Below are 24,736 nucleotides of genomic sequence, written 5' to 3'. Positions count from 1 at the left end.
CGCCACTTTACCATATAGGTTCGCTGGCTGGGTTTGTCGGCCGCAGGCCCGCCCGTCGCGGGGCCTGGCCTTGGGCAATGCACCACTAGGGTAAGGGTTCGCGCCAGAAGCGACGTTGACTGCGCGCAACAACCGGTGGCTGGAAAGCGCCCAATTGCAGGCGCACCGCGCCCTGTTCCGCACTGTCATAGAGCTGGCTGCCCAGCGCCCGGTAACGTTCGATGACTTGGGCGTGAGGATGGCCGAACGCATTGCCACGGCCCCGTGAAATCAACACTGACTTGGGAGCCAGCCGTTGCACGAAAGGCCAGGAGGAAGAGCTGTGGCTACCATGGTGCGGCGCCTGTAACCAATCGACAGGCGCCGCCAAGGGTGAGCCAAGCAAGACCCGCTCAGCAGCGCGATCGATATCCCCCGTGAGCAACAGACGCTCGCCATTGGCCTCGATCAACAATACGCAGGACTTGGCATTGCCAGAAATCGCGTCGGGCCACTGCCATAACTCGAACGACACCCCATCCCATGTCCATTGCTCACCGCTGATACAGGGTTGCGTATGGAGAAACGCCGGTAACCCTGTGGTCTCCCCGCCCACCACTCGCTGGACGGGCAGCCCTCGCGCAACCGCTGCCGCGCCCCCGGCATGATCGGCATCGGCATGGCTAATCAGCATCAGGTCCAACCGCCCTACCCCAAATTTTTTCAGCGAAGGCAGCACCACACGGGCGCCCAGATCGGAATCCCCCGCCCGGGGCCCCGTGTCGTAAATCATGCTGTGATTGCGCGTGCGCAAGATCAACGCCTGCCCCTGTCCGACATCCAGTTGCACCACGTCCACTTGACCGTGGGGGACCAGTGTTCTCGGTGGAAATACTGCCAGCATCAGCATCGGCCACCCGAGCAGCCGAAACGGAACACCCTTGGGCAACAACAGCAACACAGCACCTGCCACGCTTACCAGCCAATAGCCCAAAGGCACTTCGGGCGGCACCCAGGCCGGCACGTGCCCGGCGGGCAAGGCCAACCCGCGAAACAGCCCATCCAACGCCCCGCCTGCCAACCAAAGTAGCCCTTCCCCCGCCCACGGCACGGCCAACAAGGCCGTTCCCAGAAGCGCCAACGGCAACACCACCAGGCTGATCCACGGCACGGCGAATAAATTGGCCACGGGGGCACTGAGGCTGATGGGCAGCCCAAGCACCAGCAGCAAGGGAAACAGACCGATGGCAATCAACCATTGCGGGCGGGTCCACAGTTGCCAGACACTCCAACGCCCCAAACGCCCGCCGAAGCTCAGGGCCAACACCGCAACCGCCGCAAACGACAACCAGAACCCCGGCTGCAAGCTCGCCAGCGGTTCAAGCAGCAGCACGCTGTCGAATGCCAGCAACAGCGGCCACCAGATCCCCAGATGCCGGAAGCGCAAACGCCACAGCAAGACCAGGCCCACCATTACGCACGCCCGCTGTACCGGCACGCCAAACCCCGCCAGCAAGCCATAACCCAGCGCCGCGGCAAACGCCAGGCCACAGGCCCAAGGCAGCCACGGCACTGTTCGCGGCCAGGCGCCATAACGCGCCAGGCCGGCGACCAGGCCATAGATCAAACCCGCCAACAAGCCGATATGCTGACCGGAAATCACCAGCAGATGCACCGTGCCGGTGTCTTGCAGTACCCGCCAGTCTTCGGCCTTGAGCCCGGAACCGTCCCCCAGCACCAGCGCCGCCAGGCCCGCTTCACGACCTTGGGCGTCCACCGCCATCAGTCGTTGACGCAGCGAATCGCGCCAGGCATTACGCGCTGGCGCCAGGCGTTCGCCGTCCTTGACCGAGCCGGTGGCACCGATGCGCTGGGCCAGCAGCCAGGCCTCGTAATCAAAACCGTGAAAGTTGAGCAATCCCGTGGGCCGCTTGAGCTTAATTGCCAAGCGCCACCGCTCGCCGCTTTTAACCGGCGGGCCACCATGCCAGGACACCCGGATACGCTTGGGCAATCGAGCGTTGCGCGACCGATTGTCGGCCAGTTCGAAACGCACCCCGGTGGCCGTCTGTTGCGGCAACCCGACCACACGCCCCTCCACCCAACGTGTCTGCCCGTCCAGCGCGGGCTTGAGACGACCATCCAATGCCCACTGCGCGCTGATGCACGCCCAGCTCAACCCCAACAGGAAGAATGCCAGCGGGTAGGTGCGAAACGGCAGCAGCATCAAGGCCAGCACGGGCATGGCCAGCAAGCCTGCAGTCGGGGGCAGTGCCGGTAGAAATCGCAAGGCCAGCAAGCCAAGCGCGAGGGCGAACATCCCGGTTCTCATGGAGCTTCCTTTTCAAAAGTTCCAATCAGTCTTAGCCGGGCCCTCAGGGCGACCTATGATGTTTTGTCACAAAGTCTGAATTTTCTGTTTATAGAATGCGGGCATACTTGCCCCTCGAACTGACCTGGACCCCTTATGCCCCGGCGCTTATTCAAACGGTACATGCCCGATCCCAGCAGTATCAGGGAACACAAGTCATTACAGTTTCTCGGCACGTTGCTGCATGACCCCAACCTCTGGCACCTGAATCGACACTCCGTGGCCCGGGCCATGGCCGTGGGCCTGTTCGCGGCGTTCATCCCGATTCCCTTGCAGATGCTGCTGGCGGCCGTGCTGTCGATTGTCGTACGCGCCAACATGCCGATTGCCGTCAGCCTGGTCTGGCTGACCAACCCGATCACCATGCCGTTGGTGTTTATCTGCACCTACCTCACCGGCGCCTGGCTGATGAATGTGCCGCCACGCAGCCTGCCCGACAACCTCACCTGGGAGTGGATCAGCAGCCAACTGAGCACCCTCTGGCAGCCTTTCCTGCTGGGTTCCGTGGTACTGGGGTTGGTGCTGGGAGCGTTGGCCTATTGCCTGACCATGATCTATTGGCGCTGGTGGGTTGCCCACCAGTGGAAAAAGCGCAAACAGCGTCGCGCCTGAAACCTCAACGAGCCAGCAAGCGCAGGTGTACCCGCAGGCCCTTCCCGGTATTTTCCGCCCACAAGCGACCATCCTGGCGCTGCACGGCGTTGCGCGCGATGCTCAAGCCCAGGCCGAACCCACCGTCGCCAGGCCGTGAACCTTCCAGGCGGGTAAAGGGCGCAAAAATTCGCTCCAGGTCCTGCTCTGCGATACCCCCGCCCTGATCCTCCAGCCACAGGTGCCAGTAGTCACCCTCACGGCACCCGTCCAGTTTCACCAGACCGTGGGCGGGAGAATGGCGGATGGCATTGCGCAACACGTTTTCCAGGGCCTGGGCCAGTGCATTCAGGTTGCCGCGCACCCAGCAATCGGCCGGCAACAGGCAAGGCATGCGCGACGCCGGCCAGTCACTCTCGTAACAGGCGTTTTCGCGCAACATGTCCCACAACGCCTGCAACTGAATATCCTCGTTAGGCAGCGGCGCCCTGTCACTGTCCAGCCACGCCAGTTGCAGGCTGTCTTCCACCAGGCGCTGCATCGCGTCCACCTCACGCCCCAGCCGCTCGCGCAGCTGCGTCAGGTCCTGCTCACTGTCACAGGCCACCCTCAGGCGACTCAAGGGGGTGCGCAATTCATGGGACATGTCGCGCAGCAACTGTTGTTGCAGCACCACGGTGCCCTGCAAGCGCTCGGACATATGGTCAAACGCCCGACCCAGCTCGCCCAGTTCATCCTGGCGGCTGATGGCCTCGCGGGACATCCGGGTATTGAGTTGATCGGCACGCCAGGCGTTAGCCTGCTCGCGCAACTGATTGAGGGGCATGATCAGCAGCCGGTAAAGGCCAATGCACAGCAACAAGGTAAACAGGCCCGGGATCACGCCATTGGTGACCACTCGCCAGAACAATTGGTAGCGCCCTGGCATAAAACGCTTGGGCAATTCGATGACCAAAGAGCCGGCTCCGGGGTCCATCGGGAACGGGATTTTCACCCACGGCAGGCCTTTGACGTGCCGGCTCACCGGCCACTCCAGCCCCCGCAGGAAGGTCAGCCGCTGGCTTTCCTTGTCACTCAAGGGCGCACTGCTGAGGGATTGTAGGTCGTTGCCAATCACGCCGATCCAGGTCGATTCACGCTGGGCCATGACGTGCAGCCAGGCATCCACACCGGCATTGCCTTGGGTGTTCCACGCCAGTTCGGCGCCGGCGGCATAGCCCTTGAGGATCTCGCGCGACTCGTCGGCCAGGTAGGCGTTCTGCTCTTCCATGTAGCGGCCCCAAGACCAACTGAGCCAGATCATCAGCAAGCAGAAGGCAATCAACAGGCAGGCCAGCTTCCAGAATAACGAGTGCTTGCCGGGCAGCTGTTTCAGCGCGCGTTCAAAGCCCTTCATCGTGACCGCTCAGCACATAGCCCTTGCCCCACACCGTGCGCACCTCGCGCTCGCTGTAGCCGATGGCCTTGAGCTTGCGGCGGATCTGGCTGATGTGCATGTCGAGGCTGCGGTCATGGGGGGCATAACCGCGTTGCAACACATGCTGATAAAGGAAGGCTTTGCTGAGCACCTCGTCCGCACTGCGGTGCAGGGTTTCCAGCAGGCGGTACTCGCTGCGGGTCAAACCGGCCCAGTGCTCCTGATAGAAAATGTCGCACAGCTCGTCGTCAAAACGCAGGGAGCGTGCGTCATCTCGCGGCGCCAAGGGTGTCGGCAACGGGCGACGATCCAGCGCCACGCGACGCAGGATGGCCTCGATGCGCACCCGCAGCTCGATCATGCTGAACGGCTTGGGCAGGTAGTCATCCGCCCCCAGGCGAAAACCGCTGATGCGATCCGCCTCGGCACCCAGGGCCGACATCAGGATCACCGGGATCGCGTGGCTCTGGCGCAGGTGGGTGAGGATCGACAACCCATCGAGCCCCGGCAGCAGGATATCCATCAACACCACATCAAACGCCTGGTCGCGGGCCATCTGCAGGCCTTGCTGGCCATTCTGGCACCAGGTCACCTGAAAGCCACAGCGCCCCAGGTGCTCGTGGACATAGGCGCCCAGCACAGGGTCATCTTCGATGGTCAGGATACTGGGTAGGCCAACTGCTGCGGGATTCATTAGCGTCTGCAATTCATTCTCAATGGCCGATTATTCAAGATTAAACCGTCACAGGCAATCGCCACCGGGCACCGAATGGCCCGAAGATTGCCACCCGTCAATAATTTGCGAGATTCCAGCCCGCGCAAATGGCTACACTGCGCAGGTGGTGCGGGCCGGATGCCTGCGCGGATAATCGAAAACACTGTGGTAGCAGGAGAGTGGCGTGCTTAGAAGAATGGGGATAAAAGGCCGCGTACTGTTGCTGACCTTATTACCGACCAGCCTGATGGCCCTGTTGTTGGGCGGCTATTTCACCTGGATGCAGCTCTCGGAGTTGCAGACCCAGTTGCTGCAGCGCGGTGAAATGATCGCCGAACAGTTGGCGCCGCTGGTGGCACCGGCCCTGAGTGCCCGCAACACCGACCTGCTGGAGCGCATCGCCACCCAATCCCTGGAACAGCCGGACGTACGCGCCGTATCGTTCCTCAGCCCCGACCGCTCGCCCCTGGCCCACGCGGGCCCGACCATGCTCAACCAGCCGCCCGTCGGCAACAGCTCGCACCTGTTGCAGCGCACCGGCAACGACGCCACGCGCTACCTGCTGCCAGTATTTGGCCGCCATCGAAACCTGGCGGGCGACTTGATTCCCGACGAAGCCGACCGTTTGCTGGGCTGGGTCGAAGTAGAACTGTCCCACAACGGCATGCTGCTGCGCGGCTATCGCAGCCTGTTCGCCAGCCTGCTGTTGATTGCCATCGGCTTGATCTGCACGGCCGCCCTGGCGCTGCGGATCAGCCGCACCATCAATTCGCCCATCGGCCAGATCAAGCAAGCCGTTGCACAGTTAAAGGACGGCAACCTGGAAACCCGCCTGCCACCGCTGGGCAGCCAGGAACTCGACCAACTGGCCTCGGGCATCAACCGCATGGCCGAAACCCTGCAAAATGCCCAGGAAGAACTGCAGCACAGCATCGACCAGGCCACCGAAGACGTGCGCCAGAACCTGGAAACCATCGAAATCCAGAACATCGAGCTGGACCTGGCGCGCAAGGAGGCCCTGGAGGCCAGCCGCATCAAGTCGGAGTTCCTGGCCAACATGAGCCATGAGATCCGCACCCCGCTCAATGGCATCCTCGGTTTTACCCACCTGCTGCAAAAAAGCGAACTGTCGCCACGCCAGCTCGATTACCTGGGCACCATCGAAAAGTCCGCCGACAACCTGCTGGGCATCATCAATGAAATCCTCGACTTCTCGAAGATCGAAGCCGGCAAACTGGTGCTCGACAGTGTGCCGTTCAACTTGCGCGACCTGCTGCAAGACACCCTGACCATCCTCGCCCCCGCCGCCCATGCCAAGCAGCTCGAACTGGTCAGCCTGGTGTACCGCGACACGCCGCTGGCGCTGGTGGGCGACCCGCTGCGACTCAAGCAGATCCTCACCAACCTGATCAGCAACGCGATCAAGTTCACCCGCGAAGGCACCATCGTTGCCCGGGCGATGATCGAAGACGAACAGGAAGACAGCGTACAGCTGCGCATCAGCGTGCAGGACACCGGCATCGGCCTGTCCAACCAGGACGTGCGCGCACTGTTCCAGGCGTTCAGCCAGGCCGACAACTCGCTGTCGCGCCAACCGGGCGGTACGGGCTTGGGGCTAGTCATTTCCAAGCGATTGATCGAGCAGATGGGCGGCGAAATCGGCGTGGACAGCACACCGGGCGAAGGCTCGGAATTCTGGATCAGCCTGAGCCTGCCCAAGACCCGCGACGACGTTGACGACCTGCCCTCCCCGCCGTTGCTCGGCCGGCGCGTGGCGGTGCTGGAAAACCACGAACTGGCGCGCCAGGCCTTGCAGCACCAACTGGAAGACTGCGGCCTGGAAGTCACCCCGTTCAACACCCTGGAAAGCCTGACCAACGGCATCACCAGCGCCCATCAAACCGAGCAGGCCATTGACCTGGCTGTGCTGGGCGTGACCGCCAATGACATCCCGCCCGAGCGCCTCAACCAGCATCTGTGGGACCTCGAACACTTGGGCTGCAAGGTGCTGGTGCTGTGCCCGACCACCGAGCAGATGCTGTTCAACCAGTCGGTGCCCAACCCCAACAGCCAATTGCAGGCCAAGCCGGCCTGTACGCGAAAGCTGCGCCGCGCCCTGGCCGACCTGATCAGCCCGCGCCCTGCGCGCAGCGAACCGGGCGAACCGCTGTCGAGCCGCGCACCGCGGGTATTGTGCGTGGACGACAACCCGGCCAACCTGCTGCTGGTGCAAACCTTGCTCGAAGACATGGGGGCCAAGGTCCAGGCGGTGGAAAGCGGTTACGCGGCCATCGACGCGGTCAAACAGGAAACCTTCGACTTGGTGCTGATGGACGTGCAGATGCCCGGCATGGACGGCCGCCAGAGCACCGAGGCGATTCGCCAGTGGGAGAGCGAACGCCATGGCACGCCGCTGCCGGTGGTGGCCCTCACCGCCCATGCCATGGCCAACGAAAAACGTGCCCTGCTGCAAAGCGGCATGGACGACTACCTGACCAAGCCCATCAGTGAGCGGCAATTGGCCCAGGTGGTGCTGAAGTGGACCGGCCTGGCCCTGCGCAACCAAGGGCCGGAGCGTTCGAACGACGGCTTGGGCCCTGGCCTGCAATTGCTGGTGCTCGACCACGAAGAAGGCCTGCGCCTGGCCGCCAACAAGTCCGACTTGGCCGCTGATATGCTCGCCATGCTGTTGGCCTCCCTGGAAGCCGACCGCCTGGCCATCACCGTTGCCCGTGAAGCCAACGACAACAATGCGCTGATCGAACGCGTCCACCGCCTGCACGGCGCCACCCGTTACTGCGGCGTGCCGCAACTGCGCGCCGCCTGCCAGCGTGCCGAAACCCTGCTCAAGCAGGACGACGCCAAGGCCATGGCAGCGCTGGACGAGTTGGACATGGCGATTGCCCGACTGGCCAGTGAGGCGCGGGTCAGCGCCTGACCTGCGCCTAATGGGATCTGCCTTAGGTGGGAGGGGGCTTGCCCCCGATGGCGGTGTATCAGTTAACGATGCTGCAACAGATACATCGCTATCGCGGGCAAGCCCGCTCCCACAGGGTTATGTGTTTATTGTGTGAGTGCGGGGAGCCTTTTGATGCGCGTTATTCTTTTCAGCAGCCAAGCCTACGACCGCGACAGCTTTCTTGGCGAGCCATTGCCTGCGGGCGTTGAGCTGCAATTCCAGCCCGCCCGGCTCAACCTCGACACCGTGGCCCTGGCCGAAAAACACGAAGTGGTCTGCGCCTTCATCAACGATGACCTCAGTGCGCCGGTGCTGGAGCAGTTGGCCAAGGGCGGCACGCGCCTGATCGCCTTGCGTTCGGCCGGTTACAACCATGTCGACCTGGCCGTCGCCAAACGCCTGGGCCTGACCGTCGTGCGTGTACCCGCCTACTCGCCCCATGCGGTCGCCGAGCACGCCGTCGCGCTGATCCTGGCCCTCAACCGACGCCTGCACCGCGCCTATAACCGTACCCGCGACGGCGACTTCAGCCTGCACGGCCTGACCGGGTTCGACCTGGTCGGCAAGACCGTCGGCGTGGTCGGCACCGGGCAGATCGGCGCCACGTTTGCCAAAATCATGGCCGGTTTCGGCTGCCAGTTGCTTGCCTACGACCCCTTCCCCAATCCACAGGTCCAGGCCCTGGGCGCCCGCTATGTGAGCCTGCCCGAGCTGCTGGCCGAGGCGCAGATCATCAGCCTGCACTGCCCGCTGACCGCCGAGAGCAAACACCTGATCAATGCCAGCTCCCTGGCGCACATGCAGCCGGGCGCGATGCTGATCAACACCGGTCGTGGCGGCCTGGTGGACACTCCGGCGCTGATCGAAGCGCTGAAAGACGGCCAACTCGGCTACCTGGGGCTGGACGTGTACGAGGAAGAGGCGCAGCTGTTCTTCGAGGACCGCTCCGACCTGCCCCTGCAAGATGACGTACTGGCGCGCCTGCTGACCTTCCCCAACGTGATCATCACCGCCCACCAGGCGTTTCTCACCCGCGAGGCCCTGGCCGCCATCGCCGGCACCACACTGGCCAACATCAGCGCATGGGCCAATGGCCAGCCGCAGAACGTCGTGCACGGATGATCAGCGGTCACATACCAGGCTCATGATGGGCGGGCACCCGTGATAGGATGCCGCGCCTATTTGGAGGATCCATGGCCGAACACGATTTCCGCTTCAGCTTGCTGAGCCCGCAACACACCCTGATCGAATGCCGCGCCCTGGTGCCGGGCCGTTACCAAGTCACCGGCAACGGTGGCGCGATCAAGAACGGCGACGTTCTGATCGTCACCCTGCGCGGCAGTAAAACCCTGTCGATGCGCCTTACCGTCGAAGGTGACGCGCGCTACTCCATCCGCCCGGCGGGTCAATGGGTCGCCATGGCCCAGGGGCCGAAATTCGGCGAACTGGAAATTCACACCTGGAAGGTCAACTGCGACAGCTGCGACAGCGTGCTGGAGTTTGAATTCGCAGTGGAAACCAAGCTGACCAAAGAACCGCTGCAACCGGCGGCCAATGCACGCATCAAGGAATTGGGCTGGGCCAGCGAAGGCGACAAGCACCGCTGCCCGAAATGCCAGCAGGCCGCGCAATGAAAGGCCTGCTTCTGCTCGCTGCCCTCGGTGCAGGCCTTGCCGGCTGTGCCGGGGATGCGGTCAAGCTCAAGCAGGACCACAGCTACGTGGTGGAATGGATCGGTGAGCGGCCGCTGATGGACTACGCGCACCTGACCGTCACCCTGGGCGCCGATGGTCGCGCCTACGGCAACGGCGGCTGCAACCACTGGTTCGCGCCCTACACCGTCGATGGCGATAAGCTCAGCTTCGGCAAGATCGGCAGCACCCGCAAGCTCTGCGCCGAGGCCCTGATGGAGCAGGAACACCGCTTCTTCCAGGCCTTGCAAGGCGTACAGCGCTGGGACATTTCACCGATCGAGCAGACGCGTTTCTGGCCGGCCGATGGCCTGCCGATCCGCCTGTGGCTCGAAGAAGGCTGACCCAACCTCAGATTCGGCTGGCTTCTCTGTGGGAGCTGGCTTGCCTGCGATGACATCGCTGCGGCGCACCTGATACACCGCGCCGCCCGCATCGCAGGCAAGCCAGCTCCCACACCAGCCGGCTCCCCGCTGTTTATCCGCGCAGCGCCTTGAGCTTGGCCAGCACCCCTTCCGCCGTCTGCTCACCCATCAATTGCTCGCGCACCTTGCCCTTGTCATCGATGATGTAGGTCACCGGCAACGCCTCGCTGCGCGGGATATCGAAAATCTCTTCCGGGTTCTGCGCCAGCACGGTGAACTTGATCCCCAGCTTCTCGCTGGCGGCCTTGAGTTCTTCACCCTGCACATTGTCGAAGTTGACCCCGAACACCCCCACCTTCTGCGCTTTCAGTTGCTCGGCCAGGGCATTGAGCTCCGGGATTTCCGTGCGGCACGGGCCACACCATTCGGCCCAGTAGTTGACCACCACCCATTGCTTGTCCAGGCGCTCGGCCGCCACTTTCTTGCCATATTGGTCAACGCCGTAATCGTTACCGCAGCCGCTGAGCAGCAGGGTTGTGATGATCGCCAATGCACCGATCAGTCGCCTTGTCATGGGGTAATCCTTCGCAAAAATGAACGTTGGCTGCGACCTATCGCCTCTTACGGTTTAAGGACGGGGCGCAGCCCGGGTAGAATACCCGCCACCTTACGCAAGATGCGACCCGCACATGACCGATCTGACGCTTTATCACAACCCGCGCTGCTCGAAATCCCGCGGTGCGCTGGAACTGCTGGAAGCCCGTGGCCTCACCCCGACCGTGGTGCGCTACCTGGAAACCCCACTGGACGCGGCGCAGTTGAAGGCCCTGCTGGCCAAGCTCGGCCTCAGCGCCCGCCAACTGCTGCGCACCGGCGAAGACGAATACAAAACCCTCAACCTGGCCGACGCCAGCCTCAGCGAGGCGCAACTGATCGCCGCCATCGCCGAGCACCCCAAGTTGATGGAACGCCCGATCCTGGAAACCGCCGATAAAGCCATCATCGGCCGCCCGCCGGAAAACGTGCTGGAGATCCTGCCGTGACGACGCCGTATGTGCTGGTGCTGTATTACAGCCGCAATGGCTCGGTGAGCGAAATGGCCCGCCAGATTGCCCGGGGCATCGAGCAGGCCGGACTGGAAGCGCGCCTGCGCACGGTGCCGGCGATTTCTGCCGAGTGCGAGTCCGTGGCCCCCAGCATTCCGGACGAAGGCGCGCTGTATGCCAGCCTGGATGACTTGAAAAATTGCTCGGGCCTGGCCCTGGGCAGCCCGACCCGCTTCGGCAATATGGCGGCGCCGCTCAAGTACTTCCTCGACGGCACCAGCAACCTGTGGCTCACCGGCGCCCTTGTCGGCAAGCCGGCCGGGGTGTTTACCTCCACCGCCAGCCTGCATGGCGGCCAGGAAACCACCTTGATGTCGATGCTGCTGCCGCTGCTGCACCACGGCATGCTGATCACCGGCCTGCCCTACAGCGAGCAAGCCCTGCTCGACACCCAGGGCGGCGGCACGCCGTATGGCGCCAGCCACCACTCGGGCCCGGACGGCAAACGCATGCTCGATCAGCACGAAATCACCCTGTGCCGCGCCCTGGGCCTGCGCCTGGCGAAAACCGCGATCCTGCTGGAGAACGGCCGTGGCCAGGAAGCCTAAGGTCCTGCCGGCCCAGGCGTGGCTGGAGCCACGGGTCAAAGTCGCTCGCGTACTGAGCCTGCTGGCGTTCCTGGGCCTGGTGGGGTTGTTATGCGTGTATTACCTGTTCATCGCCGACCTGCATGGTGCGCGGCCGTGGGTGATCCTAGTGATCGAACTGGTGCCGCTGCTGATCCTCGCGCCGGGGATGTTGCTCGGTAGCGCACGTGGGTATTCGTGGATGTGCTTTGTGGTGAATCTGTATTTCATCAAGGGTGCGCTGGCGGCTTATGACCCGAACCGGCAGTGGTTCGGGGTGCTGGAGATGTTGGCGAGCCTGGCGGTGTTTTGTACGGCGTTGTTGTATGTGCGGTGGCGGCATCAGCTCAATCGGCGGCTGGCTGAGGCTGTGGTGGCCTGAAGACCGCTATCGCCGGCAAGCCGGCTCCTACAGGGAAACGCACATTCCGTGTAGGAGCCGGCTTGCCGGCGATAGCCTCACCATGGCCTCAATGATTCACTGTGTAAGCCAGCATCATCGACAGCTGGCACATCGGCCGCCCACTCTCGGCATGCCACTGGTTGAACGCCCCCTGCACCGTCGCCAGATCCCGCAAGCTGGTCGGCACCTTGTCGATGATCTTCTGCGCGTTCAACGCCGCCACCACGTCATAACTGGGCACAAAGGTGTCCTTGCCCACCATGCGCAAGAAGCGTGGCGCCGACAACCCGCCCAACTGATGCCCGTGCTTGCTCAGGTACTTCCACAGCCCGACGATATCCGTCACCGGCCAGTCGGCGATAAAGGCACCGAAGCTGCCCTTCTCCTGCTGGATGTCGAGGATCATCTGCGCATTGCGCGGCACGCTCTTGAGCTTGCCCAGGTGGCGGATGATGCTGGTGTCCTGCATCAGTCGCTCCAAATGTTCGGCGCCCATCAACACGACTTTTTCCGGGTCGAAGCCGAAAAACACCTTTTCGAACGCCGGCCACTTGGCATCCACCACGCTGTGCTTGAGCCCCGCGCGAAACACACGCAGCGCCAGTGTGGACAGGTAGCGGTCATCGCTGATCTTGCGCAGTTGCGCCGGGGTGTGGGGTACAGGCAGATGGGCTTCCAGCTCGGCCGCCGAACCAAAACGGTTCAGACAATATTCGTGCAGCCACTTGTAATCGCGCATGCCCTCTCCTGGCAATGGAATTGAAAACGGCGCCCGCGAGCGCCGTGTGTCAGAGCATTGAAATCGCTCAGAGGTTCACAACATTGACGAAGCGCGATGCGGCCGTCTCGTCAATCTTCAAACTGGTGAAATCGAACAGGTTGCGGTCAGCCAACTGTGACGGCTGTACGTTCTGCAGGCTGCGGAAAATGCTCTCGGTACGGCCCGGGGTCTTGCGTTCCCAGTCCACCAGCATCTCCTTGACCACCTGGCGCTGCAGGTTTTCCTGGGAACCGCACAGGTTGCACGGGATGATCGGGAACTGCTTGAGGTCGGAGTAGGCCTGGATGTCCTTCTCGTTGCAATACGCCAGCGGGCGAATCACCACGTTGCGCCCGTCGTCGGCACGCAGCTTGGGCGGCATGGCCTTGAGGGAGCCGTTGAAGAACATATTGAGGAAGAAGGTCTCGACGATGTCGTCGCGGTGATGCCCCAGTGCCATTTTGGTTGCGCCGATTTCATCGGCGAAGGTGTAGAGCGTGCCACGGCGCAGGCGGGAGCACAGCGAGCAGGTGGTCTTGCCTTCCGGGATCAGTTCCTTGACCACCGAATAGGTGTCTTTCTCGACGATGTGGTACTCCACGCCCAGCTCTTTGAGGTAGGCCGGCAGCACGTGCTCGGGAAAGCCGGGTTGTTTCTGGTCCATGTTGACGGCCACGATCTCGAACTTGATCGGTGCGACCTTCTGCAGGTGCAACAGCACGTCGAGCATGGTGTAGCTGTCTTTGCCGCCGGAGAGGCAGACCATGACCTTATCGCCGTCCTCGATCATATTGAAATCGGCGACCGCTTCACCGGCCAGGCGACGCAGGCGTTTTTGCAGTTTGTTCTGGTTGACCGTAAGAGTGCCCATGGCGCTTGGATCCGCTAGAGGTGTGTGACGAAAAGCGCAGCATTTTACGCAAAAATACTTCAATGGGCGACGACGATCCAATGTGGGAGCTGGCTTGCCTGAGAAAGCAGTGGGTCAGCCAACTCATCTGTTGCTGACCCGCCGCTTTCGCAGGCAAGCCAGCTCCCACATCGACCGTAGCAATTTAGACAGACCTCGCCGCGATTAAGCCCCCTGTTTACAGCGCGATTTGCTCTAAAGCCCTACAGTTTTTCCGGTCATCACTTCCTATACTGCGACTTGAGGTCGCACATACATCCAGACCTTTGTGGCCATTTGGCCCGTGGGCGCTCCGATGGGGGGCGATGGTAATAACGACAGGAGTGACTGGCATGATCCATCACGTCGTGGGGCTTTTTACCCATCCCGACCAGGAATGGCGGGAAATCCGTGGCGATAAAGAAGAAAGCATCAGCCACATGTACCTCACTCACACCCTGATTCTCGCGGCGATCCCCGCCGTATCAGCCTTTATCGGTACCACCCAGGTCGGTTGGGTCATCGGCAGCCGGGCGCCGGTGATGTTGACCCAGGAAAGCGCATTGTGGATGACCATCATGTCCTACGCGGCCATGCTCGGCGGCGTGGCGGTGATGGGTGCGTTCATCCATTGGATGGCGCGCACCTACGACGCCAACCCCAGCATGGCGCGCTGCGTCGCATTTGCCACCTACACCGCCACGCCCCTGTTCATCGGTGGGCTGGCCGCGCTCTACCCGCATATGTGGCTGGGCATGATCTTGGGCACGGCGGCGATCTGCTACACGGTGTACCTCTTATATGTGGGGCTGCCCACCTTCATGAACATCGACCCGGATGAGGGCTTCCTGTTTTCCAGCTCGGTACTGGCCGTGGGCCTGGTGGTGCTGGTGGCGATCATGGCGTTTACCGTGATCGTGTGGGGCCTGGGTGTGGGACCGATCTACACCAATTAGGCGCTTTTAAACCGTGAGCAAGGCCACCGCAAGGTGGCTTTGTGCGTTATGCATGACCATTCGGCGCCTGACAGATTCGGAAACACCCTGCTTTGCGGCATACTGGACGTCTCTGGAGATATGTACAGCATGCCCGAGCAACTCAATACCCGCGTCGAAGATTGTTTCCTGCAAGCCGAATCCTTTTTCAAACGAAGTTTCAAACGCCCCCAGGTCAGCCTCAAGCTGCGGGGCCAGAAGGCCGGTGTCGCGCATTTGCACGAGAACCTGCTGCGTTTCAACCCACAGTTGTACCGTGAAAACACCCAACACTTCCTCAAGCAGACCGTGGCCCACGAAGTGGCGCACCTGATCGCACACCAATTGTTTGGCGAGCGCATCCAGCCCCATGGCGAGGAATGGCAATTGATCATGCGCGGGGTCTACGAGCTGCCGCCTGATCGTTGCCACACCTATGAAGTGAAGCGCCGCCAGGTGACCCGCTATATCTACCGCTGCCCGTGTGCGGACAGTGATTTTCCGTTTTCCTCGCAGCGCCATGGTCTGGTGGCCCAGGGGCGGCGGTATTTGTGTCGGCGGTGTCGGCAGACCTTGGTGTTTACCGGGGAAACCCGGGTGGAATAAAGGGCCTCATCGCGGGCAAGCCCGCTCCCACATTTTGACCGCGTCGCCGATCAACTGTGGGAGCTGGCTTGCCTGCGATAGCGCCCGTACAGTCACCCTACAACTTTGGCCTGCCGCAACTCGGCTATCCGCTGAACACTGAACCCTAACTGCGCCAGCACTTCATCGGTGTGCGCTCCCACCACAGCACCGATATGCCGTGGCGGCGGCAAACCCTCGGAAAATTTCAACGGACAGGCCAATTGCGCCTGGGTCGACCCATCCCCCCTCGGCACCTGGCTCACCAGTTGCCGCGCCTTAAGCTGTGGATGCTCCACGGCCTCGCTCAAGCTCAGCACCGGCTCCACGCACGCATCCACCCCGGCGAACAGCTCACACAGCTCATCAAAGCTGCGCTTCTCAAATTCAACCTGCAGGGCTGCCTTGAGTTTGGGCGACAAGCCCAGCGCCGCCAACTCCGGCCGCCCCAGCGCCTCGCAGAGCTGCTGCATGAACGCCGGTTCCAGGCTGCCCACCGACATCCAGCGCCCATCCCGCGAGCGGTAATAATCGTAAAAACTGCCGCCATTGAGCACATGGCTTTCCCGCGCCGGCTCCACTCCGCACGCCAGGTAGCCCGCGCCGGCCATGGCGTTCAGGCTGAACGAGCAATCAGTCATGCTCACATCCAGGTACTGACCCACCCCGCTCTGTTGCCGGGCGACGACCGCCGCCAGCAACCCCACCACCGCATGCAACGAGCCCCCGCCCACATCCGCCAGCTGCACGCCCAGCGGCACCGGCCCGCTGTCCTGGCGCCCTGTGTAGCTGGCCACCCCCGCCAGCGCCAGGTAATTGATATCGTGCCCGGCGCGGTCCTTGTAGGGGCCGGTCTGGCCATAACCGGTGATCGACACATAAATCAGCCTGGGGTTGATCGCCTTCAGCGCCTCATACCCCAGGCCCAGGCGCTCCATCACCCCGGGCCGGAACTGTTCCAGAACAATGTCGTAGTCCTTGACCAGCTCACGCACAATCTCCAGCGCCTCGGCCTGTTTGAGGTCCAGCGCCAGGCTGCGTTTGTTGCGATTGAGGTAGGCGTGGCTCGCCGAAGTGCCGAGGTCGTGGGGCGGCAATATCCGCAGCAAGTCCGGGCGTGTGGGCGATTCGATACGCAGCACCTCGGCGCCCATGTCCGCCAGCATCAACGACGCAAACGGGCCGGGCAGCAAGGTGGAAAAATCCAGCACTTTGAGGGACGCCAAGGGACCTGACATGGGCACTCCAATTCCGTTTCGGGTGCCCACAGACTAGGCAGCCTTGCGCCCGTCGGCAATCGCCGGAACGGTCAGCGACAGTGACCGTTTTGATCACGGCGGGCTTTTTCGTGGCGGCGGCTTTATCATTGGCCCACGTTTGCTGGCAGAGTGTTCCATGAAGTTTGCAATTGCCCTGTTTTCCGCCGCCCATGCGCCCTCCTCGCGCCGCGCCTTGCTGTTTGCCAAGGCCGCGCTGGCGGGCGGGCACGAGATTGTTCGGCTGTTTTTCTATCAGGATGGCGTCTACAGCGCCTCCAATAACATCGTCGCCCCCCAGGATGAGCAAGACATCGCCCGCCAATGGCGCGAATTTGTCAGCGAGCATGGGCTTGATGGCGTGGTGTGCATCGCCGCCGCCCTGCGCCGTGGCGTGCTCAACCAGGAGGAAGCCACGCGTTATCAACGCAGCGCGGTGAACCTGGAAGCGCCCTGGGCGCTCTCCGGCCTGGGGCAGTTGCACGATGCTGCGCAGGCCGCCGACCGCCTGATCTGCTTTGGAGGGCCGTGAGATGTCCAAATCCTTATTGGTGATCAGCCGCCAGGCCCCATGGTCCGGCCCGAGTGCGCGGGAAGCCCTGGACATCGTACTGGCCGGTGGCGCCTTCGATCTGCCCATCGGCCTGCTGTTCATGGATGACGGCGTGTTCCAGCTGGCACCGCACCAGAATGCCAAGGCCGTGCAACAGAAGGACCTCAGCGCCAATCTGAAGGCATTGGGGCTGTTCGGCATCGACGATGTATTTGTTTGCCGTCACAGCATGGCCGTGCGGGGCTTGACGCCACCCACCGAGGCGCAACCGTTGAGCAACGAAGCCATTTCCGAATTGATTGACCGTTACGACCAGGTGATTACCCTCTGATGTCGACTCTACACGTGGTGTCTCACTCGCCGTTTTCCGATAGCCGCCTCGACAGCTGCCTGCGTATCTGCGGCGCCGAGGACGCAATCCTGCTGTGCGGCGACGGCGCCTACGGGCTCCATGCCCCCGCCCTGCACACCCAGGGCGTGAAGGTGTTTGTGCTGGCCGAGGATATGCAGGCGCGTAACCTGCCCCTGCCGGACTGGGCCGACAGCGTCGACTACCCGGGTTTCGTACAACTGTCGCTCGACTACGACAAGGTCAACACTTGGCTATGAACACCCTGACCGTAGGCGAACGCACCCTTGAGCTGGACAAGGACGGCTACCTCGTCGACCTCAACCAATGGTCTGCCGACGTGGCCAACGCTCTCGCTGCCATTGAAGCGCTGGAGCTGACCCCGGCCCACTGGGAAATCCTCGAATTGCTGCGCGGTTTCTATGCCGAGTTCCAGCTGTCCCCGGCCACGCGCCCACTGATTAAGTACACCGCCTTGAAGCTCGGCGCGGAAAAGGGCAACAGCCTGCACCTCAACAAACTCTTCAACGGCACTCCCGCCAAACTCGCCGCCAAGCTGGCGGGCCTGCCCAGGCCGACGAATTGCTTATGACCGACTTTGCCCCGCTGACCCTCCAAACCCCGGCCGAACACCCGTTTGCGCAGTTCGTGCGCATCCTGGGCAAAGGCAAGCGCGGCGCGCGCAACCTCACCCGCGAGGAAGCCCGCGAAGCCATGGGCATGCTGCTCGACGAAAAAGTCGAAGACACCCAGCTCGGCGCCTTCCTGATGCTGCTGCGCCACAAGGAAGAAAGCCCGGAAGAACTCGCCGGCTTCACCGAAGCCGTGCGCGAACGGCTCGACGCCCCGGCGTTGAACGTGGATGTCGACTGGCCGACCTACGCTGGCAAGAAGCGCCACCTGCCGTGGTACCTGCTGGCGGCCAAGTGCCTGGCACAGAACGGCGTGCGCATCCTCATGCACGGCGGCGGCGCCCACACGGCCGGTCGGCTGTATACCGAACAATTGCTGGAAGGTTTACAGATCCCGCTGTGCCGCAACTGGCAGCAGGTCGAGGCCGCCTATGAGCACGGCAACCTGGCGTTTATTCCGCTGGGCGACTGGGCGCCGCAACTGCAACGCATGATTGACCTGCGCAACACCCTGGGCCTGCGCTCGCCGATCCACTCCCTGGCGCGCCTGCTCAACCCGCTGAATGCGCGCCTGGGCCTGCAAAGCATCTTCCACCCGGGCTATCAGGGCGTGCACCGCGATGCCAGCGGCTTGCTCGGCGACAACGTGATTGTGGTGAAAGGCGACGGCGGCGAAATCGAGATCAACCCCGACTCCGCCAGCCACCTGTACGGCACCACCGACGGCGAAAGCTGGGACGAGGAATGGCCCGCCCTCTCCGCCGAGCGCCACGTCAAGCCTGCCACGCTGGAACCCGAACACCTCAAGGCCCTGTGGCGTGGCGATGTTGAAGACAGCTACCCGCAACTGGCGCTGATCGCCACCATGGCCCTCGCCCTGCGCGGCCTCGGCCACACGCGGGAACAGGCGTTCGTGCTGGCCCAGCAGTACTGGGACGCGCGGGACAAATCGATTTAATCGATTATTCACGCCCGGTCTTTGCGCTTTTAAATCGAACTCAGCCCTTTAGACTGGCCTCCAACGCTTATTAGCCGAGGAGCCAGTCATGGGCTTGCTGATCGAAGGACACTGGAAAGACCAGTGGTACGAAAGTAGCGCCGATGGCGCATTCCAACGCGAACAGGCACAACGCCGGAACTGGGTCACCGCCGACGGCGCGCCCGGCCCGAGCGGCGAAGGCGGCTTCAAGGCCGAGGCCGGCCGCTATCACCTGTATGTGTCCCTGGCCTGCCCCTGGGCCCATCGCACCCTGATCCTGCGCAAGCTCAAGGGCCTGGAAGACTTGATCGACGTGTCGGTGGTCAGTTGGTTGATGCTGGAGAATGGCTGGACCTTCGACAAGGCCCACGGCTCCACCGGCGACAGGCTGGATGGTTTCGACTTCATGCACCAACGCTACACCGCCGATACCGCCGACTACACCGGCCGCGTCACCGTGCCCGTGCTGTGGGACAAGAAGCTCAAGCGCATCGTGAGCAATGAGTCGGCGGAGATCATCCGCATGTTCAACAGCGCCTTCAACGGGCTGACCGGCAACACCCTGGACTTCTACCCCGAGGCCCTGCGCCCGACCATCGACGCCCTGAACGAGCGCATCTATCCCGCTGTGAACAACGGCGTGTACCGCGCAGGCTTCGCCACGTCGCAGCAGGCGTACGAAAGTGCGTTTGATGATGTGTTTGCCGAGCTGGATTATCTGGAGCAACACCTGAGAGATCATCGCTACTTGGCCGGTGAATACCTGACCGAAGCCGATGTGCGCCTGTTCACCACGCTGATTCGCTTTGATGCGGTGTACTACGGGCACTTCAAATGCAATTTGCGGCGGATTGCGGATTATCCGAACCTGTCGAACTGGCTGAGGGAAATGTATCAGTGGCCGGGGGTGGCCGAGACAGTGGATTTTGCGCACATCAAGGGGCATTACTACGCGAGCCATCGCACGATCAATCCGACGGGGATTGTGCCGAAAGGGCCGGTGCAAGCGTTCGAGACCCAGCACAATCGTGAACGATTGATTGCCAAAGGCGTGCGGAGCTGATCCGGAATTTTGGATGGCTTTGACGGCCTCATCGCGGGCAAGCCCGCTCCCACATTGGAATGCGATCCCCTGTGGGAGCGGGCTTGCCCGCGATGCGTTTACGCCTTAGATTTGAGACTGGGCGCCTTCGAACCACTTGAGCTTTTCGCGCAGCACCACCACCTCGCCGACGATGACCAGTGTCGGGGCATGCACTTCATGCTCCGCCACCATGCGCGGCAAGTCGGCCAGGGTGCCGGTGAACACGCGCTGGTTGGACGTGGTGCCCTGCTGGATCAACGCCGCAGGCGTATCCGCCGCGCGACCATGCTTGATCAGCTGTTCACAGATGATCGGCAGACCGATCAGGCCCATGTAGAACACCAGGGTCTGCGAGGGGCCGACAAGGTCATGCCAAGGCAGATCCGACGTACCGTCCTTCAAATGCCCAGTGATGAACCGCACCGACTGCGCATAATCGCGATGGGTCAGCGGGATCCCGGCATACGCCGCGCAACCGCTGGCCGCCGTGATCCCCGGCACCACCTGGAACGGGATGCCATGGGCGGCCAATTCCTCGATTTCTTCGCCACCACGCCCAAAGATGAACGGATCGCCGCCCTTGAGGCGCAGTACGCGCTTGCCTTGCTTGGCCAGGTCGACCAATTGCTGGTTGATCTGGTCTTGCGGCACAGCGTGATCGGCGCGGCGCTTGCCGACGTACACGCGTTCAGCGTCGCGGCGGCACAGTTCAAGAATCGCCGGAGCGACCAGGCGGTCGTACAGCACCACGTCAGCCTGCTGCATCAGGCGCAAGGCGCGGAAGGTCAGCAGGTCCGGGTCGCCGGGGCCGGCGCCCACCAAGTAGACCTCACCTGGCGCGTCTGGCGGTGCGCCATTGACCTTCTCGATCAACAGGCGCTCGGCCTCGGCGCCCTGCCCGGCGAGTTGGCGGTCGGCAATCGGGCCCTGGAAGACGTCTTCCCAGAATGCACGACGTTGCTGCACATCCGGGTACAAACTCTTTACCTGGGCACGAAAGCGCGCCGCCAACCCGGCCAGTTGGCCATAGGTGGACGGAATCCAGGTTTCCAGCTTGGCGCGGATCAAGCGTGCCAGCACCGGCGCATCGCCGCCGCTGGACACCGCTATCACCAAGGGTGAACGGTCGACAATTGCCGGGAAGATCACGCTGCACAAGGCTGGCGCGTCCACCACATTGACCGGCACGCAACGACGCTTGGCATCACTGGACACTTGCGCGTTCAGTGGCTCATCGTCGGTGGCGGCAATGATCAGGGTGCACCCGTTGAGGTCGGCCTCCTGATAACCGCGCAAAATCAGTTCCCCGCCACTGCCCAGCACCAGCTCGTTGAGCTGGCTTTCGATCTGGGGAGCAACCACCCGCAGCAACGCACCGGCGTCGGCCAGCAGCCGGGATTTGCGCAAGGCAATCTCCCCGCCACCGACGACCAACACACGACTGCCGCGCAGGTTATGAAACAGCGGCAGAAATTCCATTTAGCGGATGACCTCGACGCCCGCCATGTAAGGCTTCAGCACGTCCGGTACGCGGATCGAACCGTCAGCCTGCTGGTAGTTTTCCAACACGGCTACCAGCGTACGGCCTACGGCCAGGCCGGAACCGTTGAGGGTGTGCACCAGCTCCGGCTTGCCGGTTTCAGGGTTACGGAAACGCGCCTGCATGCGACGGGCCTGGAAATCACCGCAGTTAGAGCACGACGAAATCTCGCGGTACTTGTCCTGGCTCGGCACCCACACTTCGAGGTCGTAGGTCTTAACGGCGCTGAAACCCATGTCGCCGGTGCACAGCGCGAGCACGCGGTACGGCAATTCCAGCAGTTGCAGGACGCGTTCGGCGTTGGCGGTCAGGCCTTCCAGGGCTTCCATCGACTTCGACGGCTCGACCACTTGCACCATCTCGACCTTGTCGAACTGGTGCTGGCGGATCATGCCGCGGGTGTCACGGCCCGAGGCACCGGCTTCGCTGCGGAAGCATGGGCTGTGCGCCACAAATTTCAGAGGCAGTTGCTTGGCGTCGAGAATCTCGCCGGACACGATGTTGGTCAGCGACACTTCGGCCGTCGGGATCAGGTACAGGTCGGCTTCGCCGTCGCGGCTGATCTTGAACAGGTCTTCTTCGAATTTCGGCAACTGGCTGGTGCCCACCAGCGCCGGCGCCTGCACCAGGTAAGGGGTGTAGGCCTCTTCGTAACCGTGTTCGGCGGTGTGCAGGTTGATCATGAACTGCGCCAGGGCACGGTGCATGCGGGCGATCGGGCCACGCAGCAAGGCAAAGCGTGCGCCGGACATTTTCGCAGCGGTTTCAAAGTCCAGGCCGCCGGTCAATTCGCCCAGGGCAACGTGGTCCTTGATCTCGAAATCAAAGGCTTTTGGCGTGCCCCAGCGGCGCACTTCGACGTTGCCGTCTTCGTCTTCGCCAATCGGCACGGATTCGTGAGGCACGTTGGGAATGCCCAACAGGATCGAGTCCAGCTCGGTCTGGATCTTGTCCAGCTCGACCTTGCCTTCGGACAGCTCGGTGCCCATGCGCTCGACATCCGCCATCAACGGCGCGATGTCTTCGCCGCGCTGCTTGGCCTGACCGATGGATTTGGAACGCGCATTACGCTCAGCCTGCAGTGCTTCGGTGCGGGTCTGGACGGTCTTGCGCTGTTCTTCCAGCGCTTCGATGCGCGCGACATCCAAGGCAAAGCCACGGGATGCCAGGCGGTCCGCTACGTCCTGAAGGTTGCTACGTAACAGTTTGGAATCGAGCATGTCGGTCTCTCGTTTATCAAAGTTTGGTCAAGGACAGGCCGGCCCAGGTGGCGAGCAGCCCGCCGAATACGCTGATGCCCAGGTAACCGATGGCTACCAGGGCCTGCCCGCTTTCCAGCAGGCGCAGCGTATCCAGTGAAAAGGATGAAAAGGTCGTCAGACCGCCTACAAAGCCGACAATCAAGCCGGCGCGAATTTCAATCGGTACTTCCGGGCGCAACAGGAACCAGCCGTACAACAGCCCGATGATCAGGCAGCCCACCAGGTTGACCGCCAGGGTCGCCGCATAAAAATGCTTCGGCCAATTGGCGCTGACCCAAGTGCCAGCGGCGAAACGCAATAATGTACCAGCGATGCCGGCTACGGACACGGCAAGAATCGTCTTGAGCACTACTTTCTCCGCTGCCGGGGGCTGAGTCGATCCAGTTGCGCGAGGTGATTGAGCTTTTCGCCGATCTTCAGCTCCAGGCCACGGGGCACCGGCTGATAGAGCGCCAGCGGCTCAAGTTCATCGGGGAAGTAGTCTTCACCGGCCGCATAGGCGTCCGGCTCATCGTGGGCATAGCGGTATTCATCGCCATAACCCAGTTGTTTCATCAGCTTGGTCGGCGCATTGCGCAGGTGCATCGGCACCTCAAGGGAGCCGTATTCAGCGGCAGCGCGCAACGCCGACTTGAAGCCCAAGTACACCGCGTTGCTTTTTGGCGCGCAGGCCAGGTAGGTAATGGCCTGGGCCACCGCCAGCTCGCCTTCCGGACTGCCGAGGCGCTCCTGCACATCCCACGCGGCGAGGCACAGGCTCAACGCACGCGGGTCGGCATTGCCGATGTCTTCGCTGGCCATGCGCACTACACGGCGCGCCAGGTAGAGCGGGTCGCAGCCGCCGTCGATCATGCGCGCAAACCAGTACAGCGCACCGTCGGGGTTGGAACCACGCACGGATTTGTGCAGCGCCGAAATCTGATCGTAGAAGGCTTCGCCGCCCTTGTCGAAACGACGACGGGTATCACCGAGCAGGCTTTGCAGCAGGTCGATCCCAATCTCACTGCCGTCTTCTGCCAGGTCGGAAGCATTCTCCACCAGGTTGAGAAAGCGGCGGCCGTCACCATCGGCGGCGGTGAGCAATATCTTGAAGCCCTCTTCGCTCACGCTGAGCTGGCGCTTGCCCAGCCCCTTGTCTTCGCTCAATGCGCGATGCAGCAGCTTTCGCATCGCCGCCTCGTCCAGGCTTTTGAGTACGTAGACCCGCGCCCGCGAGAGCAAGGCGTTGTTCAATTCGAACGAAGGGTTTTCGGTGGTCGCGCCGATGAAGATCAACGTGCCGTCTTCAACGTAAGGCAGGAACGCATCCTGCTGCGACTTGTTGAAGCGATGCACTTCGTCGACGAACAGGATGGTGCGCTTGCCGTACTGCCCGGCCTGTTGCTTGGCCACATCCACCGCCTGGCGGATCTCCTTGACCCCGGCGAGCACCGCCGAGACCGTTTCGAAGTGCGCATCCGAGACCTTTGCCAGCAGCCGCGCCAGGGTGGTTTTACCCACGCCTGGCGGCCCCCAGAAAATCATCGAGTGCAGCGCACCCTGCTCCAGGGCTTCGCGCAATGGCTTGCCACGGGCGAGCAGGTGTTCCTGGCCGACGTACTCATCCAGGTTGGTCGAGCGCAGGCGCGCGGCCAAAGGTTGAGCAATCGGGTCACTTCGAAACAAATCCAT

At 62.5% G+C, this 24,736-nt stretch carries 27 protein-coding genes; 16 read left to right on the top strand and 11 right to left on the bottom strand.

Going from position 1 to position 24,736, the window contains the following annotated elements; all coding sequences use genetic code 11:
* Window positions 1-85 precede the first annotated feature (85 nt).
* Window positions 86-2,311: a ComEC/Rec2 family competence protein gene (locus tag HX792_RS07755; protein ID WP_176995513.1), complete on the bottom strand. Its 2,226-nt coding sequence runs from the start codon at window positions 2,309-2,311 to the stop codon at window positions 86-88.
* A 135-nt stretch (window positions 2,312-2,446) separates the two neighbouring features.
* Here HX792_RS07755 and HX792_RS07750 point away from each other — a divergent pair, with 135 nt between their 5' ends.
* Complete coding sequence (locus tag HX792_RS07750) at window positions 2,447-2,962, top strand: DUF2062 domain-containing protein (RefSeq protein ID WP_176995512.1); 516 nt, start codon at window positions 2,447-2,449, stop codon at window positions 2,960-2,962.
* 4 nt (window positions 2,963-2,966) lie between these two features.
* Here the strand turns inward: HX792_RS07750 and HX792_RS07745 are convergent, their stop codons facing one another.
* On the bottom strand, window positions 2,967-4,337 hold the full coding sequence (locus HX792_RS07745; RefSeq protein ID WP_176995511.1) for a sensor histidine kinase: 1,371 nt from the start codon (window positions 4,335-4,337) through the stop codon (window positions 2,967-2,969).
* Window positions 4,324-5,052 carry a response regulator transcription factor gene (locus HX792_RS07740; RefSeq protein ID WP_176995510.1) on the bottom strand — a complete coding sequence of 243 codons (729 nt, stop codon included), beginning with the start codon at window positions 5,050-5,052 and terminating at the stop codon, window positions 4,324-4,326. Before HX792_RS07740 ends, HX792_RS07745 begins: the two co-directional genes overlap by 14 nt.
* 205 nt (window positions 5,053-5,257) lie before the next feature.
* On the opposite strand from HX792_RS07740, the gene HX792_RS07735 reads away from it, so the two are divergent.
* The 4 genes from HX792_RS07735 to HX792_RS07720 all read left to right on the top strand — a co-directional run bounded on the left by HX792_RS07735 (window position 5,258) and on the right by HX792_RS07720 (window position 10,067).
* On the top strand, window positions 5,258-8,011 hold the full coding sequence (locus HX792_RS07735; RefSeq protein WP_176995509.1) for a response regulator: 2,754 nt from the start codon (window positions 5,258-5,260) through the stop codon (window positions 8,009-8,011).
* A gap of 153 nt (window positions 8,012-8,164) precedes the next feature.
* Window positions 8,165-9,154 carry a 2-hydroxyacid dehydrogenase gene (locus HX792_RS07730; RefSeq protein ID WP_176995508.1) on the top strand — a complete coding sequence of 330 codons (990 nt, stop codon included), beginning with the start codon at window positions 8,165-8,167 and terminating at the stop codon, window positions 9,152-9,154.
* A 71-nt stretch (window positions 9,155-9,225) separates the two neighbouring features.
* Window positions 9,226-9,666: a hypothetical protein gene (locus tag HX792_RS07725; RefSeq protein ID WP_176995507.1), complete on the top strand. Its 441-nt coding sequence runs from the start codon at window positions 9,226-9,228 to the stop codon at window positions 9,664-9,666.
* On the top strand, window positions 9,663-10,067 hold the full coding sequence (locus HX792_RS07720; RefSeq protein ID WP_176995506.1) for an META domain-containing protein: 405 nt from the start codon (window positions 9,663-9,665) through the stop codon (window positions 10,065-10,067). The genes HX792_RS07725 and HX792_RS07720 overlap by 4 nt, the downstream gene beginning before the upstream one ends.
* 133 nt (window positions 10,068-10,200) lie before the next feature.
* On the opposite strand, the gene HX792_RS07715 is transcribed toward HX792_RS07720, so the two are convergent.
* A complete protein-coding gene (locus tag HX792_RS07715) occupies window positions 10,201-10,662 on the bottom strand; it encodes a TlpA disulfide reductase family protein (RefSeq protein ID WP_176995505.1) in 462 nt (153 codons plus the stop codon).
* Between the two features lie 115 nt (window positions 10,663-10,777).
* Here HX792_RS07715 and arsC point away from each other — a divergent pair, with 115 nt between their 5' ends.
* From arsC to HX792_RS07700, 3 genes are read left to right on the top strand one after another with little or no spacing between them, the layout of a single operon-like run.
* Complete coding sequence (gene arsC / locus HX792_RS07710) at window positions 10,778-11,131, top strand: arsenate reductase (glutaredoxin) (RefSeq protein WP_176995504.1); 354 nt, start codon at window positions 10,778-10,780, stop codon at window positions 11,129-11,131.
* A complete protein-coding gene (gene wrbA, locus HX792_RS07705) occupies window positions 11,128-11,742 on the top strand; it encodes an NAD(P)H:quinone oxidoreductase (protein WP_176995503.1) in 615 nt (204 codons plus the stop codon). Before arsC ends, wrbA begins: the two co-directional genes overlap by 4 nt.
* Window positions 11,726-12,142 (top strand): DUF2069 domain-containing protein, encoded by a 417-nt coding sequence (locus HX792_RS07700; RefSeq protein ID WP_176995502.1) that lies wholly within the window; start codon window positions 11,726-11,728, stop codon window positions 12,140-12,142. The genes wrbA and HX792_RS07700 overlap by 17 nt, the downstream gene beginning before the upstream one ends.
* An 88-nt stretch (window positions 12,143-12,230) precedes the next feature.
* On the opposite strand, the gene HX792_RS07695 is transcribed toward HX792_RS07700, so the two are convergent.
* Both HX792_RS07695 and ttcA read right to left on the bottom strand, forming a co-directional pair.
* Window positions 12,231-12,902: a DNA-3-methyladenine glycosylase I gene (locus tag HX792_RS07695; RefSeq protein ID WP_176995501.1), complete on the bottom strand. Its 672-nt coding sequence runs from the start codon at window positions 12,900-12,902 to the stop codon at window positions 12,231-12,233.
* A 67-nt stretch (window positions 12,903-12,969) separates the two neighbouring features.
* Window positions 12,970-13,794: a tRNA 2-thiocytidine(32) synthetase TtcA gene (ttcA, locus tag HX792_RS07690; RefSeq protein WP_176995500.1), complete on the bottom strand. Its 825-nt coding sequence runs from the start codon at window positions 13,792-13,794 to the stop codon at window positions 12,970-12,972.
* Between the two features lie 371 nt (window positions 13,795-14,165).
* Between ttcA and HX792_RS07685 the strand changes: the two genes are divergently transcribed.
* Together HX792_RS07685 and HX792_RS07680 are read left to right on the top strand one after the other, a co-directional pair.
* Window positions 14,166-14,768 carry a Yip1 family protein gene (locus tag HX792_RS07685; RefSeq protein WP_176995499.1) on the top strand — a complete coding sequence of 201 codons (603 nt, stop codon included), beginning with the start codon at window positions 14,166-14,168 and terminating at the stop codon, window positions 14,766-14,768.
* Between the two features lie 129 nt (window positions 14,769-14,897).
* Window positions 14,898-15,392, top strand: coding sequence for a SprT family zinc-dependent metalloprotease (locus HX792_RS07680; RefSeq protein ID WP_176995498.1), 495 nt, complete (start codon window positions 14,898-14,900; stop codon window positions 15,390-15,392).
* A gap of 92 nt (window positions 15,393-15,484) precedes the next feature.
* Here HX792_RS07680 and HX792_RS07675 read toward each other — a convergent pair whose 3' ends face one another.
* Window positions 15,485-16,648, bottom strand: coding sequence for a CaiB/BaiF CoA-transferase family protein (locus HX792_RS07675; protein WP_176995497.1), 1,164 nt, complete (start codon window positions 16,646-16,648; stop codon window positions 15,485-15,487).
* Between the two features lie 157 nt (window positions 16,649-16,805).
* Between HX792_RS07675 and tusD the strand changes: the two genes are divergently transcribed.
* The 6 genes from tusD (at window position 16,806) to HX792_RS07645 (ending at window position 20,242) form a co-directional block, all read left to right on the top strand.
* The gene (gene tusD, locus HX792_RS07670) at window positions 16,806-17,198 is read left to right on the top strand and encodes a sulfurtransferase complex subunit TusD (protein ID WP_176995496.1); all 393 of its coding nucleotides are present in this window, start codon (window positions 16,806-16,808) and stop codon (window positions 17,196-17,198) included.
* A 1-nt stretch (window position 17,199) separates the two neighbouring features.
* Entirely contained in the window at window positions 17,200-17,550 is a 351-nt protein-coding gene (gene tusC / locus HX792_RS07665) for a sulfurtransferase complex subunit TusC (protein WP_176995495.1), read from the top strand.
* Window positions 17,550-17,828, top strand: coding sequence for a sulfurtransferase complex subunit TusB (gene tusB / locus HX792_RS07660; RefSeq protein WP_176995494.1), 279 nt, complete (start codon window positions 17,550-17,552; stop codon window positions 17,826-17,828). The genes tusC and tusB overlap by 1 nt, the downstream gene beginning before the upstream one ends.
* Complete coding sequence (locus HX792_RS07655) at window positions 17,825-18,160, top strand: TusE/DsrC/DsvC family sulfur relay protein (protein ID WP_176995493.1); 336 nt, start codon at window positions 17,825-17,827, stop codon at window positions 18,158-18,160. Before tusB ends, HX792_RS07655 begins: the two co-directional genes overlap by 4 nt.
* Window positions 18,157-19,158 (top strand): glycosyl transferase family protein, encoded by a 1,002-nt coding sequence (locus HX792_RS07650; RefSeq protein WP_176995492.1) that lies wholly within the window; start codon window positions 18,157-18,159, stop codon window positions 19,156-19,158. The genes HX792_RS07655 and HX792_RS07650 overlap by 4 nt, the downstream gene beginning before the upstream one ends.
* A gap of 88 nt (window positions 19,159-19,246) precedes the next feature.
* Complete coding sequence (locus HX792_RS07645; RefSeq protein ID WP_176995491.1) at window positions 19,247-20,242, top strand: glutathione S-transferase family protein; 996 nt, start codon at window positions 19,247-19,249, stop codon at window positions 20,240-20,242.
* Between the two features lie 105 nt (window positions 20,243-20,347).
* Here HX792_RS07645 and cysG read toward each other — a convergent pair whose 3' ends face one another.
* From cysG to HX792_RS07625, 4 genes are read right to left on the bottom strand one after another with little or no spacing between them, the layout of a single operon-like run.
* Window positions 20,348-21,742: a siroheme synthase CysG gene (gene cysG, locus HX792_RS07640; RefSeq protein WP_176995490.1), complete on the bottom strand. Its 1,395-nt coding sequence runs from the start codon at window positions 21,740-21,742 to the stop codon at window positions 20,348-20,350.
* Entirely contained in the window at window positions 21,743-23,023 is a 1,281-nt protein-coding gene (serS, locus tag HX792_RS07635) for a serine--tRNA ligase (protein ID WP_176995489.1), read from the bottom strand.
* Between the two features lie 16 nt (window positions 23,024-23,039).
* On the bottom strand, window positions 23,040-23,414 hold the full coding sequence (crcB, locus tag HX792_RS07630) for a fluoride efflux transporter CrcB (RefSeq protein WP_176995488.1): 375 nt from the start codon (window positions 23,412-23,414) through the stop codon (window positions 23,040-23,042).
* Window positions 23,414-24,736 (bottom strand): replication-associated recombination protein A, encoded by a 1,323-nt coding sequence (locus tag HX792_RS07625; RefSeq protein WP_176995487.1) that lies wholly within the window; start codon window positions 24,734-24,736, stop codon window positions 23,414-23,416. The genes crcB and HX792_RS07625 overlap by 1 nt, the downstream gene beginning before the upstream one ends.

It is taken from the genome of Pseudomonas sp. B6002, assembly GCF_013385985.1.
Taxonomy (GTDB): domain Bacteria; phylum Pseudomonadota; class Gammaproteobacteria; order Pseudomonadales; family Pseudomonadaceae; genus Aquipseudomonas.
Note: the sequence above shows the minus strand (reverse complement) of the source record. Positions and strands in the feature narration are given on the sequence as shown.

Excerpts from the sequence above, each read along its gene's own strand:
- HX792_RS07655 (WP_176995493.1), top strand. The coding sequence starts at position 17,825 with ATGAACACCCTGACCGTAGGCGAACGCACCCTTGAGCTGGACAAGGAC.
- HX792_RS07745 (WP_176995511.1), bottom strand. The coding sequence starts at position 4,337 with ATGAAGGGCTTTGAACGCGCGCTGAAACAGCTGCCCGGCAAGCACTCG.
- HX792_RS07715 (WP_176995505.1), bottom strand. The coding sequence starts at position 10,662 with ATGACAAGGCGACTGATCGGTGCATTGGCGATCATCACAACCCTGCTG.
- tusB (WP_176995494.1), top strand. The coding sequence starts at position 17,550 with ATGTCGACTCTACACGTGGTGTCTCACTCGCCGTTTTCCGATAGCCGC.
- HX792_RS07755 (WP_176995513.1), bottom strand. The coding sequence starts at position 2,311 with ATGAGAACCGGGATGTTCGCCCTCGCGCTTGGCTTGCTGGCCTTGCGA.
- HX792_RS07645 (WP_176995491.1), top strand. The coding sequence starts at position 19,247 with ATGGGCTTGCTGATCGAAGGACACTGGAAAGACCAGTGGTACGAAAGT.
- HX792_RS07695 (WP_176995501.1), bottom strand. The coding sequence starts at position 12,902 with ATGCGCGATTACAAGTGGCTGCACGAATATTGTCTGAACCGTTTTGGT.
- arsC (WP_176995504.1), top strand. The coding sequence starts at position 10,778 with ATGACCGATCTGACGCTTTATCACAACCCGCGCTGCTCGAAATCCCGC.
- HX792_RS07720 (WP_176995506.1), top strand. The coding sequence starts at position 9,663 with ATGAAAGGCCTGCTTCTGCTCGCTGCCCTCGGTGCAGGCCTTGCCGGC.
- HX792_RS07685 (WP_176995499.1), top strand. The coding sequence starts at position 14,166 with ATGATCCATCACGTCGTGGGGCTTTTTACCCATCCCGACCAGGAATGG.
- HX792_RS07680 (WP_176995498.1), top strand. The coding sequence starts at position 14,898 with ATGCCCGAGCAACTCAATACCCGCGTCGAAGATTGTTTCCTGCAAGCC.
- HX792_RS07730 (WP_176995508.1), top strand. The coding sequence starts at position 8,165 with ATGCGCGTTATTCTTTTCAGCAGCCAAGCCTACGACCGCGACAGCTTT.
- HX792_RS07625 (WP_176995487.1), bottom strand. The coding sequence starts at position 24,736 with ATGGATTTGTTTCGAAGTGACCCGATTGCTCAACCTTTGGCCGCGCGC.
- serS (WP_176995489.1), bottom strand. The coding sequence starts at position 23,023 with ATGCTCGATTCCAAACTGTTACGTAGCAACCTTCAGGACGTAGCGGAC.
- HX792_RS07750 (WP_176995512.1), top strand. The coding sequence starts at position 2,447 with ATGCCCCGGCGCTTATTCAAACGGTACATGCCCGATCCCAGCAGTATC.
- HX792_RS07675 (WP_176995497.1), bottom strand. The coding sequence starts at position 16,648 with ATGTCAGGTCCCTTGGCGTCCCTCAAAGTGCTGGATTTTTCCACCTTG.
- cysG (WP_176995490.1), bottom strand. The coding sequence starts at position 21,742 with ATGGAATTTCTGCCGCTGTTTCATAACCTGCGCGGCAGTCGTGTGTTG.
- HX792_RS07740 (WP_176995510.1), bottom strand. The coding sequence starts at position 5,052 with ATGAATCCCGCAGCAGTTGGCCTACCCAGTATCCTGACCATCGAAGAT.
- tusC (WP_176995495.1), top strand. The coding sequence starts at position 17,200 with ATGTCCAAATCCTTATTGGTGATCAGCCGCCAGGCCCCATGGTCCGGC.
- tusD (WP_176995496.1), top strand. The coding sequence starts at position 16,806 with ATGAAGTTTGCAATTGCCCTGTTTTCCGCCGCCCATGCGCCCTCCTCG.
- HX792_RS07650 (WP_176995492.1), top strand. The coding sequence starts at position 18,157 with ATGACCGACTTTGCCCCGCTGACCCTCCAAACCCCGGCCGAACACCCG.
- HX792_RS07725 (WP_176995507.1), top strand. The coding sequence starts at position 9,226 with ATGGCCGAACACGATTTCCGCTTCAGCTTGCTGAGCCCGCAACACACC.
- ttcA (WP_176995500.1), bottom strand. The coding sequence starts at position 13,794 with ATGGGCACTCTTACGGTCAACCAGAACAAACTGCAAAAACGCCTGCGT.